The organism is Nitrospina watsonii (genome assembly GCF_946900835.1).
Taxonomy (GTDB): domain Bacteria; phylum Nitrospinota; class Nitrospinia; order Nitrospinales; family Nitrospinaceae; genus Nitrospina; species Nitrospina watsonii.
Window position 1 is genome coordinate 2285381 of record NZ_OX336137.1, and the last position, 13456, is coordinate 2298836.

The following is a 13456-nucleotide window of genomic DNA, read 5'->3' on the forward strand; positions in this document are numbered from 1 at the left end:
ACCTCCTTCTGGGAATCCAGTTAACAACCTGTGAACGGCCCGCCAGCAAAAATTCGCGTTGCTTCGAAACCCAATCCACGGGTCCAAACAGGCAAACATTCCTGACAGGATGAGTCGATTCTATCACGGCCCCGGAAACAACCCAACCGCTAGTTGGAAAGCCGAAACAAATCAGGGGATTCAGGTGAGGATGTTGTACTTTTCCTGGTGCAGCTTGGGATTGACCTTGATGTGGACTTCGATGCCGTAAAATTTTTCCAGTTCATCGAAGTAGGAAGTCTCTTCCTCGAACAAAAGGTCGTACACCGGCGGCGGCACTTCGATGGTGATGTTCTGTGGGGTGAGGTGATTGCCCACCATGCGTTGCAGGGCGCGGATGATTTCGTAACACACGGTGGCGGGCGATTTGATGTGGCCCTTGCCCTCGCAGTAGGGGCAGGGATCGCACAGGGTCTGGCTGAGGCTGCCGCGCACGCGTTTGCGGGTCATCTCGACCAGGCCCAGTTCGGAAATCTTCAGGATGTTCGTGCGCGAGCGGTCGAATCGCAACTCCTGTTGCAGCGCACTCCATACGATCTCCTTGCTCTCTTCCCGCGACATGTCTATGAAATCGACGATGATGATGCCGCCGATGTTGCGCAGACGCAACTGGTACACGATCTCCTTGACCGCTTCCAGATTGGTTTTGAGGATGGTTTCTTCCGGATCGGAATGGCCGACGAACTTGCCGGTGTTGACGTCGATCGCAACCAGCGCCTCGGTCTGGTCGATGGCAATGAAGCCGCCGGACTTCAGCCATATCTTGCGGCCCAGCGCCCGGTTCATTTCGATCTCGATGCCGAAATAATCGAAGATCGGCACCGGCTCCTTGTACAGCTCGATCTTGTCCGCCAGTTCCGGCAGGTAATTGGAACAGAACTCAATGCATTTTTCGTAATCGGATTTGGAATCGATGACCAGCCGCTGCACGTCTTCGTTGAACAGGTCGCGGATGGAACGGAAAATCAGGTTGAGGTCTTCGTACAAAAGACGCGGCGCCGGTTCGCTTTCCGAACGCCCTGTCAGGTTGTCGCCGAGCTTGTGCAGGAACTGGATGTCGAGTTCGAAATCCTCTTTCTGCCGTCCCTGCCCGGCGGTACGAATGATGTAGCCCTCTCCGTTCCGTCCGATTTCGCCGAGGATGGATTTCAGCCGTTCTTTTTCTGCCTCATCTTCGATGCGGCGGGACACGCAAACCTGATCGACCGTCGGCATGTACACGATATGCCGCCCGGCGAGCGTGATATAGGAGGTGATGCGGGCACCCTTGGTGCCCAGCGGATTCTTGGCCACCTGCACCATGATCTCCTGCCCTTCGCGCAACAGGTCCTGAATAGGGATATGATCCATCGAACGGGTGGGCTGCACCGTTTCGCTTTCTTCGTTGCCGTCCTTGTGTTCGTTGATGTCGATCCGGTCTGAATCCTCTCCATCCAGATCAAGGAGGTCACCGGCGTCGATGTCGCCGACGTAAAGGAACCCGGCTTTTTCAAGACCAATGTCCACAAAGGCAACCTGCATGCCGGGGAGGATTTTAGTCACCACACCTTTATACACATTGCCCACAATGCCTTTTTTGGCCTTATGCTCGACAAAAATCTCCACCAACTGGTGATTCTCCACCAGGGCCACCCGGATTTCCCGGGAATTCGAGTTGATGATGATTTCGGAAGCCATAAGTTTTCAGGAAGTCGGAACTTAGATTCCGGACTCCCACGCATCGTTATTTTTTTGGGGGGAAAGCAGGAAAATTATACCACGCTCTCGAAAGGATTCGACTGAATTTTTTGACTGGAAAAACAACGACTTGAAATCAAAGGACGTTGCGCCGCATCTCAATATTGAGCAGCAGCCCCAAAGCAAAAAATGTGGTGACCAACGATGAGCCGCCGTAACTCATCAAGGGTAAGGGCAGACCGGTTACGGGAAACAGGCCAACCGTCATGCCGATATTGAAGATGACGTGAAAAGAAATGCCCGCCACAATGCCCAGGCCGAGGAACACGCCGAACCGGTCCGCCGCTCGATACGCGATGTTCAATCCCTTGAGCACCAGAACGAGGAACAGCGTGAGCAGGAGCATCACGCCCAAAAACCCCATCTCCTCCGCATAGACGGAAAAGATGAAATCGGTGTGTTTTTCCGGGAGGAAATTGAGACGGCTCTGCGTCCCGGCATACAACCCCTTGCCCCAGAAACCGCCGGAGCCGACGGCGATTTTCGACTGGATGGTGTGATACCCGGCACCCAAAGGATCGAGTTCCGGATTGAACAAAGTCATGACCCGCTGCTTCTGGTAATCCTTCATCAAAAACCAGGTCAGCGGAGCGAGGATCAGGATCGAGGCGCCCAGCCGCAAGAGGGTTTTGAATTCGATCTCCGACGCCACCACAAACACGAAGAAGATGAAAAAGACGATCAGCGCCGTCCCCAGGTCCGGCTGCAACGCGATCAACCCGCCCAGCAGCGCCGTCAACAAAAACGGCACCACCAGGTCCTTCAAACCATACTTGTGCCCCTGCGGTTTGGCCTCTTCAAAATACTTGGCAAGAATGATGATCAGGGCGTACTTGGCAAATTCAGAAACCTGCAAGGTGAGCGGCCCGATTTGAATCCAGCGTTGCGCACCGGAAGCGACGCTGCCAAAAAACAGGACGTAGGCCAACGCCAGCACCATGGCCGCGTAAATCGCCCAGGCATAGCGGCTCCATACCCGGTAATCCACCGCCACCGCCACAAACAGGGTCACCAACCCGATCAGAATCCAGTAAATCTGCTTCAGGTACAAACCCCGAAAAAAGGCCTCCATTCGGGTGTGGTTGGCGCTGTGAATGGTGATCACGCCGATGCCGGCGATGACCAGAATCAGCAGCAGATACCAGACGTTGAAATTTGAAATGAGCCGGCGATCCATCATATCAAGACGTTATAGTAGCATAAGGGCACCGCGGACGGCACCACGCGGGCTTTCCGCGGGCATCCTTCCATGGGTCGCAACAGGTGATTGATTCGACCGCATATAAGAATACAGGTTGTGAATAAAATTTGCCGGGCCGGGGCTCCGGCCCCGTTGGAATTCAGAGCGGACCAATACGTTTTCAAAAACCCATAAATCATTATAAAACAAAGTACTTTTAATTTGCATAGAATGTAATCGACAACCCTTTATCCCTTTGTTTTTTTATGTTTGTGTCGATACTCCCAAAGTTATTCACAGGTTTTGCACAAAAAGTGTGGATTTTGTACCAACGTTTTCAAAGTGGCTATAAAGCAATATAAAACAATTAATTAAAATCAAGCTTCGGAATTTTCCTTACCATTTCTGGAATTCCTCCCCCTGACACGGCCCAGCGCTCTAAAATAAAAGCCGAACGGCCTCATGCAAAATTGCACGCCCGCTTACCAGCATAAACAGCGGCGTTCCCCAACGTCAATAATTTGATAGGCCGCAATCCCCATCCATTACAGGCATTCTGACTCCCCTGAAATTTTTTGGAAACCCGTGCACACAGAATCGGGATGAAACCACATAAAATCGATATGGCAAACTTTTGGACACCGGGATCGAATCCATTTTCCGGCACCTGTTGTCCCCCGCCGACAGGATGCCGGAGTTGGTGTGAAAAACTTTGAAAAATCGCCCAAAAAACCGGCACCCGGCTGCAACCTCAAAAACCATTGAATTTTGCTGGGTTTAGTGGCATCTCTTCAAATCTCAAAAAAACTCAAAAACCACCATTTTCAGGTAGATCGTATTCCTACGACCTCTCTTCTAACAGGTTTTCCACAGGTGGAATTTCGCTCATTTCCGCTTTTAACGCGGCATTTCCGCCAGCCTGGAATATCGGAAAAAAACGGAAAAACGGGATAATATTGGAATTCCTAAGTCATTTTTTGTTCTGGATTCATCGCCTGCACGAGGTCCGCAGGCAGCGGTGACACCCACTGCAGGGCTTGCCCCGATTCGGGATGCGTCACTTCCAGCCGGTGAGCGTGCAGCGCCTGCCGCGCTATCCGGGGTACGGTGGCGCCGCGCAAGTGACCGTACAGGCGATCGCCCAGAATGGGATGCCCGATGGAGGCCAGGTGCACACGGATCTGGTGCGTGCGCCCGGTTTTCGGTTCGGCGCGCAGCAACGCGAACTGGCTGAACTGTTTCTCGACTTCGTAATAGGTCTGGGCGGCGCGTCCGTCGTCGTTCAGCGCCATTTTCTTCCGATGCTGACGGTGGCGGCCGATGGGGGCATCGATCCACCCGGAGGCGGGTTCCACCTTCCCCTTCACCAGCGCCAGATAGACCTTCTTCACCTGCCGTTCCTTGAACTGCCGCAACAGGTCGTTGAGCGCCGCCCCGGTTTTCGCCACCAGCACGAGGCCGGAAGTGTCCTTGTCCAGCCGATGCACGATGCCCGGCCGCTCGACACCGCCAATGCCCTTCAGATCCTTGCAGTGGTGCAGGAGCGCGTTGACCAGGGTGCCGCCACCATGGCCGGGCGCGGGGTGCACCACCAGCCCCGGCGGCTTGTCCACCACGATCAGACTTGCATCCTCGTACACAATATTTAGAGGAATCGCCTCGGCCTGCACGTCCAACGGTTGCGGATCGGGCACGGTCAGCGCCACCCGGTCGCCCGCCTTGACTTTATAATGAGGCTTGGCGGCCGCACCGTTGACTGTCACCCGTTCGCTGTCGATCAGCTTCTGAATATAAGACCGGCTGATGTCCGACTGCACTTCGGTCAGAAACACATCCAGGCGTTTTTTGGCGCAGGGGGGATCGATGTCGTACTCAAACTGTTCCACGGCAGGTTCCTGCAAGGGTTCGCACGAACCCCATCGTACACCACGGCGCACCGCTGCGCGTGGGGAATCGGGGCGGGATCACGTTTCCAAAAGGCGCGGCATCAGCTCCACCAGGTTGCAGGGCGGGTTGTTGCTGTTGAGTTGGTGCACCAGGATGCCGTCCCACGCGTCCTTGCAGGCGCCGGTGGAGCCGGGCAGCGCGAACAGGAAGGTGCCGTTGGCGACGCCACCGGTGGCGCGCGACTGGATGGTCGAGGTCTTGATGTTCTGGTAACTCAGCCAGCGGAAGAGCTCGCCGAAACCGGGGATCGATTTGTCGTACAACGCCTCGAACGCCTCCGGCGTCACGTCGCGTCCGGTCACGCCGGTGCCGCCGGTGGCGATCACCACGTCCACGTCGGGTGACGCGATCCACGCCTTCAACTGTTTTTGAATGAGGCCGATCTCGTCCTTCACGATCCTGCGTTCCACCACGTTGTGACCCGCTTTCCGGGCGCGCTCGATGAGCGTGTCGCCGGACTTGTCATCGGCTTCGGTGCGCGTGTCGGAAACGGTCATGATGGCGATGTTCACCACTTTGCCTGCTGCTGCATCCATGTATCCCACTCCTTGTTTTGGAGATTATTACACAAGTAAGACGTAGATTCTTCGCTGGCGCTCAGAATGACAATTCAGATTTCAGCGTGTCATTCTGAGGAGCCGGAGGCGACGAAGAATCTATGTGTTCCGTCTTTTAAACCGTTAACAGCGCTCTTCTTGTATTAGATGTCAACGCATACTACCAACCCCGCACCGGCGCTTTCAATTCCTTTGTGCGGTATGCTATAAGGAACCGTCGTGAACAGGGGAGGATGCATGCCGACAGCCATTGTGACCGGAGCCGCCGTACGCATCGGCAAAGCCTTCGCCTGCCACCTGGCGGACAAAGGTTTTGACCTCGCCGTGCACCACCACCACTCGCCGCCGACCGAGGTGCTGGACTACGCCCAATCGAAAGGCGTGAAGGCGAAAGCCTACGCGGCGGACCTCACCGGCCTCCAGGCCGCCGGACAACTGATCCCGTCGGTCCTCAAGGATTTCAAGGACGTCGAGCTGCTGATCAACTCCGCCGCCAATTTCATCCAGGAAAACGTGGAGGCCACCTCCAACGAAACCCTCAACGACACCCTGCATCTGAACCTGATGACGCCGTATCTGTTGATGCGCGAGTACAAACGCCTCGTCAACCGCGGCCTCATCATCAACATCCTCGACGAACGCATCAACAAGAACATCCCCACCTTTGCCGCCTATTCCGTGGCCAAGGTGGGGCTGGCGCACGCCACACATCTGGCCGCGGTGGAATGGGGCGACACCGTACGCGTCAATGGCATCGCACCCGGACTCATCCTGCCGCCGCCCGGCAAAGGCGACGACTACCTGACGAAGAACGCGCCCTACGTGCCGACCCAAACTTACGGCACGGTGGAAGACCTCACACGCGGCCTCGACTACCTGTTGACGAGTCCCTTCGTCAACGGCGAGGTGCTGTTCATTGATGGCGGCGAATCCAAATCGCGGCGTAGCCCGCAGTGATCCACCCTCTCCTGTGAAAGGAGCGCTTTCATGCAGGACCAACTTCTCCAACGACTGGAAACCGCGTCCAAGGCATTGAGGATCGAAAAACCTTTTGACGGCCGCACCGCGCTGCCCACCAACCCGCAGAGCAAAAAATGGAAACGCCGCGATGCCGCCACGCTGAAGGGCATGGTGTGGCACCAGGAACTGGGCTGGGGATCGGTCGAAGCCGTCGCCCGTTACCACACCGGCCGCAACTCGCACCTGCACGCCGGCGGCGTCGAGTCCATCGCCTACACCTTCGCCATCCGCAAGAATGGACAGGTCGTGCTGTGCAACGATCTCGACCGCGCCCCCTGGTCACAGGGGTATGCCGGACGCCCCGGCGACGAAAACGCGGAGTTTCTGTCGGTGATGTTCGAAGGCTTTTTTCAGGGCGCGGGCGTGGACGATGCCACCGCCGGGCAGCCCAACGACCGGCAACTGCTCTCCGGCCTCATCCTGTGGCGGCTCTGCCAGGACATTTGGAAGTGGAGGGCAGGCGACCTCTACGGCCACTTCCTGTTCGGCAAGCCCTCCTGCCCCGGCGACACGCTGCAAACGGTCATCGAAGCCGTGCGCCACCACACTCCCCGGAACCGGCAGCGCTTCACCAGCGTGCGCAGCCGCCAGCAGGCACTCAAGGACTGCAACCATTACGCCGGAGTCATTGACGGGCTGTGGGGACCCGCCTCGCGCGGGGCGCTGGTGGCCTTTCAAAAAGAATGCGGCCTCCCCCCCGACGGCCTGTGGGGTCCCAACACCGAAGCCGCCCTGCTGAAAAAACTGGAAGCGTGAACCGGGTTGCACCCGGAGGCAATTGGGTAATGCTTTTTTGGGCGAACGATGGTCCGTGGGCCCAATTCAAAATCAAACCGGGTTGCACCCGGAGGCGGTTGGGTAATGCTTGGTGGGTGGACGATGGTCCGTGGGTCCAATTCAAAATCAAACCGGGTTGCACCGGAGGCGGTTGGGTAATGCTTGGTGGGTGGACGATGGTCCGTGGGTCCAATTCAAAATCAAACCGGGTTGCACCGGAGGCGGTTGGGTAATGCTTGGTGGGTGGACGATGGTCCGTGGGCCCAATTCAAAATCAAACCGGGTTGCACCGGAGGCGGTTGGGAGGAGAGTAAACCATCCCCCCTTGCAAAGGGGGCTAGGGGGATTCTTCCGCTGTCATCCTTCACGCAGTGAAGGATCTCGATGCTTATCAAATTTCATTCAAATGTCACCCAACGCTTCGCTCTGGGTGACCAACCAAAAAGGAACAAGCCCCAGCCCCCTCGGAGAAGGGGGAGCCCATCGGCTTGCCCCCTTAGACCACCGTCAGTCCAAGGAACATCACCCCGTCGCTTCCCGGCTCAGCCGGGTCATTCTGAGGAGCAAAGCGACGAAGAATTTCTGTGTCCATCGGTGTTCATCTGTGGTTAAACACTTTTTTGTTTTTCCCGATTAAATGCGCGACCGCACGATGGGCACGTCGGCATTCTTCCACGCCTGCTTGAACCGCTTCGCCACCTTCTTCGCATCGGCATTTCGACCCTGGCCTTCCAGACTCTGCTGCAATCCCAACAGCGACCAGCCGTTCTTGCGGTGCCGTTCCAGGTCTTCGCGGTACACCCATTCCGCTTCATCGAACCGCCCCGCCTCCAAGAGCACCCATCCCAACGACTGCCTGGCCGGGTAATACCACGACGACGGCTCCTCGTACGTCAACGCATCCTCGCGTTCCACCGCGACCTCCAGATGCTGGATGGCCGCGTCCATGTCGCCATGCTGATACGCCAGTTCCCCCGCCAGCACCTTCACCGCGATCTGCAACAGGTGCGCCGTGGTGTTGACGTCCCAGATGGTGACGTCGAGCAGGAACGGATGCTTCGCCAACCGCTCCAGCCTGCGCAACTCCTGCTCGGCTTCCACCAGCCGGCCCTTCGCCGCCAGCGCCCGCCCGCGCGCGTAGTGCCACACGCCCTGCGGATATTTCAAGGCCGCGTCCGGCGACGGCTGGGTCAAAATCTCTTCCCACTGACCGAAGCGCACCAGGATGTACAGCGGCATCGACCAGAAATGCTGGAGCGTGCCGTATCCCGGCTCACGCATCTTGTTGACGTCGATGCTCTGCGACAACTCGAACGCGTTGCGGATGGCGAGGCGGCTCTGCCCCGACCGCGCCTGCGCGATCACCAGAAAGTGCCGGTTGTGCGGCATGTACGCCAGGGGATAGAGACCCTCCGGATGCGCGTGTTTTTCAAACGCCTCGTCGTGGGAAATCGCCGTCTGGTTGACCTCCGCCGCGTCGGCATAGCGCCCGACGCGCATGTAGATGTGCGCCGGCATGTGCAGCAGATGTCCCGTGTCCGGGGCGAGACGGCGCAGCCGGTCGGCGCTTTCTTCAGCGCGTTCGGGATGCGGCGACGCCTCCACCGCGTGAATGTGCAGATGATTGGCCAGCAGGTGATCGGGTTCCCGTGTGAGCGCGTCGTCCAGCGCGGCGAGAATCTCCGGCGTGTACGGGTACGGCTCGCCGTTGTCCTGCCAGTACTGCCAGGGATGCAGGTCCATCAACGCTTCCGCCAACAGCGCCTGCACCAGCGCGTCTTCGGGAAATTTCCGCGCCACGCCGCGCATGGCCTCGGCGTAGGCTTCATCGAGATGCGTGCGGTCGGGAATGGGATCGGCGCCGTAACGGTGCACGAGGGCCTCAATGAGGGCGCGGTTGCGCGGACGCGCCTTGTGGCGCAGTTGGTACGCCTTGCGCGCCAGTTGAAAGGCTTCATCGACGGACGACTGCTCCATCGGCGCGTTGATGTTGGGTCCGAGCACGTAGGCCGCGCCCCAGTAACAGGCGGCGCAATGGGGATCTTTTTCCGCCGCCTCTTTAAACAGCTTATTGGCCTCGGCGTGATTGAAGCCGAAGGTCAACAGCATGGCGTGGTCCACCAGCACCTGCACGCCCTCGACCTGCGTGTCGATTTCCAGATGATGTGCGTCCGGCGGCTGGGCCTGTTTTTTCGGCGGGGCGGATTTCTTTTTCGGTGGAGGTGCGGCCTTTTTCTTCGGTTGGGTGACCGCCGGTTGTTTCGAAGGCGCAGTCGCGGTTTCGGAATCCGGCTCCACCGCATCCGGTTGCGTCTCCGGCCCCGCGCACGCCGCCAATATCAGAAGCAGACCCAACGCTGCCGCTTGCCATTTGCCTCGCATCATCCCCTCCTTGTTGAACCCGGTATAGACGGTTCCTCAAACTGTTAGGAATTGTAAAGTTTGCAGATGAAAAAACCAATGCCAATTCCGGCTATTTTCGTTTTGCGGGAGGGGGAAACTTCAGACACCCTTTTGCAGCAGCGGGTCCTCGACCCCGGCTTCATCGAAACCTTTTTTGCGCAGCAGGCAACTGTCGCAGGCACCACAGGGCACGCCGCCGGGTTGGGGATCGTAACAACTGTGGGTGAGGCCGTAATCGACGCCCAGCGCCAACCCTTTTTGGATGATCTGGGCTTTCGTCATCTCGATCAAGGGCGTGTGCAGGGTGAGCCGCTCCGTGCCTTCCACCCCGGCTTTGGTGGCGAGGTTGGCCATCGTCTCGAACGCGTTGATGTATTCCGGGCGGCAGTCGGGGTAGCCGGAGTAATCGAGGGCATTGACGCCGAGGAAGACGTCGTGCGATCCCGTCACCTCCGCATAGGCCAGCGCGTACGACAGGAAAATGGTGTTGCGCGCCGGGACGTAGGTGATGGGGATGCCGTCTGCCATCTCGCCGGCGCTGCGGCCCGTCGGCACCGCGATGTCGGCGGTCAGGGCCGAGCCGCCGAACTGGGCGAGATCGACCGTCACCACGCGGTGGCCGACGGCGCCGAACGCCTCCGCCAGCACGGCGGCCCGCTCGAGCTCGATTTTATGCCTTTGCCCGTAGTCGAAACTCAGGGTAAACGTTTGAAATCCTTCATCCCGGGCGATGGCCAGCACGGTCGTGGAGTCCAATCCCCCACTCAGCAACACAATGGCTTTTTTCATAGCGCGACCGGTATCTTATGAGATGTAAAACATTATGCGTTCCCCAGCACTGCCCGTATAATAATAAACCATAAATTCGTATCACAGGGAGAATGAGATACCGATGAGCCACAATGTGTCGTTTCATTTGAAGATGCCGATCCAGGTCAAAAAGAAGGACAGCCATTTTGTGGCGGGCAGTTCCGTGCTGGATGTGTGGTCGCAGGGTGAAGATCGGGACAAGGCGATTCAAAACGCGCAGGAGGCGATCGCGCTGTTTCTCGAATCCTGCTTCGACCGCGGCACCCTCGACGACGTGCTGAAAGAGTGCGGGTTCATCTCGTTTTCCAAGAGCGGGGTTCCCCGCGAATTGGCGAAAGCCATCCCGTCTGCCGAGGACGAGTTTGAAGCGGACATCGACATCCCGCTCGCCATCAACCCTTGACCCGCATTGACGCGCCTCACGCCGCAGCACTGGAAAACGCTGCTCAAAGCCTATCAAAAACTGGGGTTTGAAAAAGACCGTGAACGCGGCGACCACATCATCCTGACCAAGCCCGGCGTCCCCCGGCCTCTGGTCCTTCCCAAATACGAGTCGGTGGACATCGACATCATTCAGGCCAACATGCGATCGGGGGGATTCACCCGCGAGGAGTACCTGAAGGCCCTCCACAAATGAGACGGCAACAGACGACGTAACTCCAATAATTCCAATCATCCCAATAGGTTTTTGCGGTCCCCGCCCCTTCTGCCGAAAGTCGGCGCTTAAATTAAGCCATCCCCCTGTTTTTTGGTGGTGTCCTAATTTGGGGTTCATAATTTTTGATTATGGCACAGAAATTGATTGGAGTAGAAAGATGGTAAGCCTAATTTAATTTGAAAAACCGCCGAAAGATGTGATACTTACTATGGCCTTTGACGGGTTTTGCACAGATTTTGCACGTTTCAATATAAATATTGGTGGCCAGCCAACGCATTGAAATATATAGGATTTACCTAATAATCATTGATAGTTTCTAGTCTAGGTTTTAGACTAATAATATAGAAAATGACGTTTATTTAAAGGTCATTCACCCTTAGCTAGGAGTTAAGAATGGCACTTGATATAAAGGAAACGCCCAAGAAAGATTTTTCTGACTACCACTGGTCTAGGGAAGCTTTGGAATTTTGGGATTGGATCGAGGATGTCCTTGCCCAGCTAATCAGGGAAAAGGCTAAAAAGCGGGCGCAAGAAAAGCTAAGAATAGAAAACTCAGATTTGGTCACTGAGGATGATATGCACAAGTTTATTCCTGAGATTCTTGAAAAATTAAAGTCCGAAATTAATCTTAAAATCAGCCAAAAATAATCAAGAATGGCTCCTAGTAAAGGCGGTCGAAAACCAAGTAATAATAAATATACTTATAGTGGGACTGGTCAAGGGCATCTAGACAGCTTAATGGATTCCTTGAGAAATAAAATATATCGCGTTGCAGAATTGAACGCAGAAAGCATGCAAAAAGTCAAACCCATAGATGTTACCTCAAATGACTTTGCAAAGGCTTTTGATTTACTGGTCTCCAATCCTCCCCGGTCAAAGTGGTATAGGATTTTTCACATAATTGTAACTTTGTTTTCTGGGTTCGGGATCGCTCTCTTTATTACAGGTTTGGTAGATACCAACATCGATCCGAATGCACAAAATTCGATGTTGGCAATCGGTGCTCTTATTACGCTAGTCTCTATCTTGGTGGATACATTTCTTTTAGATAAAAGAAATTAAAATGGCTGACCCGGGAATCGAACCCGGCGCGGGCATCTTGATGAGGGACTCCGCCGGACCACCTGGTCAGCCATTTCTTTAGATTCACGATAAAAACGAAGAGTGCCCCGGCGAGCTTACCGCTCAGTCAGTCAACATGACTTTCTGATCGGTTTCGGCGTAGATCTGCGGTGAGGACGAACCCGAACAGGTTTCGGCCCCGGTTTACGCGTCGTTCTAGTCGGCCTACAGCGTATTCCCATGCAATCACCTCCTTTCGCGACAGGTTAGGGCCTGTCAGGATGCGAGGGGATTGACCCACCCCTCATGACGGGTTGCCGGGGCACTCTAATTTAATTTAATAAGTCTTCCCACCTCCAGATACGATCCGCTAAACCCGCCTCCATGCAGGGCGTCACCCGTAATGTCTGGTGAACCCGCATGAAGTTGTAATGCCAGAAATGCAGGTTGATGGCGGCTTTCAGGTTTTGCAGCACCCGTAGGGCATATAAATTTAGGTTGAAATATAGGGGTGGTTCTTGATTTTTGGCGGGGACCTTGCTAATATACAGAAAGGCCCTGCCAGACTCTGTCTGGTTACCATCGCTTCGACACGATTAAGGGTTAGTAGTTGCCCCGGTTTGGGTGTTGGCGCACCCACCGGGGCGTTTTTATTTTGGCTATCCGTATTCGTTAAAAATCGAATCGCCTCGTTCTTTTTCGGGGTCATGCTCTTTCCTCCGGAGAGTATACATCCCCTCCCCCAGCCGCTTAATGTGGGAATCATCCCCCGCAATCTTGATCTTCCTTGAAATGGCGGTCTCGATGGTTCCTCTGGAAACATCCTTATCTAAGCGGTTGCCGATTTCTTTTACGATTTCGCTAATATGCAGAGGCTTTGCGGAATCTCTCAGAACGGCTTCCACCATTTCGATGTTTGTCCTACGCTTAGTGAACTTGGTGCGCCCAAAGGAGATCTGGGGGAGAGACCCATTGCCCGAACTGGAAGACTTGCTCCCCACCAAGTATTCGAGACTGCTTATAGCTTGATTGATTTCGCTGATCTTCTTTTGGATTTCATCGGCCTGATCATAGAGAGTCTTGCGCTCCCCTTTCAGGTCGTCTAAGATGGTTTGCAATTTCGAGTTGGGCATAAGCCGCTCCTTAATTATTCCTGAACACAGAGTAAGACATTATCAAGAATGTTACAAGATGAAAAGTGCCCTGCCGCGCATTTTTTCTTAACGATTTTTGGGGTGGTGACTTACACCTCCCACAACAATTGGT

At 55.6% G+C, this 13456-nt stretch carries 13 protein-coding genes; 6 read left to right on the forward strand and 7 right to left on the reverse strand.

Annotation, left to right across the window (positions count from 1 at the left end; translation table 11 throughout):
* Nucleotides 1-180 precede the first annotated feature (180 nt).
* From QML71_RS10570 to moaB, 4 genes are all read right to left on the reverse strand, one after another.
* On the reverse strand, nucleotides 181-1716 hold the full coding sequence (locus tag QML71_RS10570; protein ID WP_282011889.1) for an Rne/Rng family ribonuclease: 1536 nt from the start codon (nucleotides 1714-1716) through the stop codon (nucleotides 181-183).
* A 136-nt stretch (nucleotides 1717-1852) separates the two neighbouring features.
* On the reverse strand, nucleotides 1853-2956 hold the full coding sequence (gene rodA / locus QML71_RS10575) for a rod shape-determining protein RodA (protein WP_282011890.1): 1104 nt from the start codon (nucleotides 2954-2956) through the stop codon (nucleotides 1853-1855).
* 965 nt (nucleotides 2957-3921) lie between these two features.
* Nucleotides 3922-4842, reverse strand: coding sequence for an RluA family pseudouridine synthase (locus QML71_RS10580; protein WP_282011891.1), 921 nt, complete (start codon nucleotides 4840-4842; stop codon nucleotides 3922-3924).
* Nucleotides 4843-4920: 78 nt separating this feature from the next.
* A complete protein-coding gene (gene moaB, locus QML71_RS10585) occupies nucleotides 4921-5439 on the reverse strand; it encodes a molybdenum cofactor biosynthesis protein B (protein ID WP_282011892.1) in 519 nt (172 codons plus the stop codon).
* A gap of 258 nt (nucleotides 5440-5697) precedes the next feature.
* On the opposite strand from moaB, the gene QML71_RS10590 reads away from it, so the two are divergent.
* Both QML71_RS10590 and QML71_RS10595 read left to right on the forward strand, forming a co-directional pair.
* Entirely contained in the window at nucleotides 5698-6417 is a 720-nt protein-coding gene (locus tag QML71_RS10590) for an SDR family oxidoreductase (protein WP_282011893.1), read from the forward strand.
* 30 nt (nucleotides 6418-6447) lie between these two features.
* Complete coding sequence (locus tag QML71_RS10595; protein WP_282011894.1) at nucleotides 6448-7236, forward strand: peptidoglycan recognition protein family protein; 789 nt, start codon at nucleotides 6448-6450, stop codon at nucleotides 7234-7236.
* Between the two features lie 654 nt (nucleotides 7237-7890).
* Here QML71_RS10595 and QML71_RS10600 read toward each other — a convergent pair.
* Nucleotides 7891-9642 carry a tetratricopeptide repeat protein gene (locus QML71_RS10600; RefSeq protein WP_282011895.1) on the reverse strand — a complete coding sequence of 584 codons (1752 nt, stop codon included), beginning with the start codon at nucleotides 9640-9642 and terminating at the stop codon, nucleotides 7891-7893.
* 117 nt (nucleotides 9643-9759) lie between these two features.
* Nucleotides 9760-10449, reverse strand: a complete 690-nt coding sequence (gene queC, locus QML71_RS10605) for a 7-cyano-7-deazaguanine synthase QueC (RefSeq protein WP_282011896.1) — start codon at nucleotides 10447-10449, stop codon at nucleotides 9760-9762.
* A 103-nt stretch (nucleotides 10450-10552) separates the two neighbouring features.
* Here queC and QML71_RS10610 point away from each other — a divergent pair, with 103 nt between their 5' ends.
* The 4 genes from QML71_RS10610 (at nucleotide 10553) to QML71_RS10625 (ending at nucleotide 12190) form a co-directional block, all read left to right on the forward strand.
* On the forward strand, nucleotides 10553-10873 hold the full coding sequence (locus QML71_RS10610) for a type II toxin-antitoxin system HicB family antitoxin (RefSeq protein WP_282011897.1): 321 nt from the start codon (nucleotides 10553-10555) through the stop codon (nucleotides 10871-10873).
* 6 nt (nucleotides 10874-10879) lie between these two features.
* On the forward strand, nucleotides 10880-11107 hold the full coding sequence (locus QML71_RS10615; protein WP_282011898.1) for a type II toxin-antitoxin system HicA family toxin: 228 nt from the start codon (nucleotides 10880-10882) through the stop codon (nucleotides 11105-11107).
* Nucleotides 11108-11521: 414 nt separating this feature from the next.
* A complete protein-coding gene (locus QML71_RS10620; RefSeq protein WP_282011899.1) occupies nucleotides 11522-11776 on the forward strand; it encodes a hypothetical protein in 255 nt (84 codons plus the stop codon).
* A gap of 6 nt (nucleotides 11777-11782) precedes the next feature.
* Nucleotides 11783-12190 carry a hypothetical protein gene (locus QML71_RS10625; RefSeq protein WP_282011900.1) on the forward strand — a complete coding sequence of 136 codons (408 nt, stop codon included), beginning with the start codon at nucleotides 11783-11785 and terminating at the stop codon, nucleotides 12188-12190.
* 659 nt (nucleotides 12191-12849) lie between these two features.
* Here the strand turns inward: QML71_RS10625 and QML71_RS10630 are convergent.
* Nucleotides 12850-13323 (reverse strand): HTH domain-containing protein, encoded by a 474-nt coding sequence (locus tag QML71_RS10630; protein WP_282011901.1) that lies wholly within the window; start codon nucleotides 13321-13323, stop codon nucleotides 12850-12852.
* Between the last annotated feature and the right edge of the window lie 133 nt (nucleotides 13324-13456).

Bases quoted from the DNA above. Each gene is read 5' to 3' on its own strand.
- queC (WP_282011896.1), bottom strand. From the start codon at position 10,449: ATGAAAAAAGCCATTGTGTTGCTGAGTGGGGGATTGGACTCCACGACC.
- QML71_RS10600 (WP_282011895.1), bottom strand. From the start codon at position 9,642: ATGATGCGAGGCAAATGGCAAGCGGCAGCGTTGGGTCTGCTTCTGATA.
- QML71_RS10620 (WP_282011899.1), top strand. From the start codon at position 11,522: ATGGCACTTGATATAAAGGAAACGCCCAAGAAAGATTTTTCTGACTAC.
- QML71_RS10630 (WP_282011901.1), bottom strand. From the start codon at position 13,323: ATGCCCAACTCGAAATTGCAAACCATCTTAGACGACCTGAAAGGGGAG.
- QML71_RS10590 (WP_282011893.1), top strand. From the start codon at position 5,698: ATGCCGACAGCCATTGTGACCGGAGCCGCCGTACGCATCGGCAAAGCC.
- QML71_RS10625 (WP_282011900.1), top strand. From the start codon at position 11,783: ATGGCTCCTAGTAAAGGCGGTCGAAAACCAAGTAATAATAAATATACT.
- moaB (WP_282011892.1), bottom strand. From the start codon at position 5,439: ATGGATGCAGCAGCAGGCAAAGTGGTGAACATCGCCATCATGACCGTT.
- rodA (WP_282011890.1), bottom strand. From the start codon at position 2,956: ATGATGGATCGCCGGCTCATTTCAAATTTCAACGTCTGGTATCTGCTG.
- QML71_RS10610 (WP_282011897.1), top strand. From the start codon at position 10,553: ATGAGCCACAATGTGTCGTTTCATTTGAAGATGCCGATCCAGGTCAAA.
- QML71_RS10570 (WP_282011889.1), bottom strand. From the start codon at position 1,716: ATGGCTTCCGAAATCATCATCAACTCGAATTCCCGGGAAATCCGGGTG.
- QML71_RS10595 (WP_282011894.1), top strand. From the start codon at position 6,448: ATGCAGGACCAACTTCTCCAACGACTGGAAACCGCGTCCAAGGCATTG.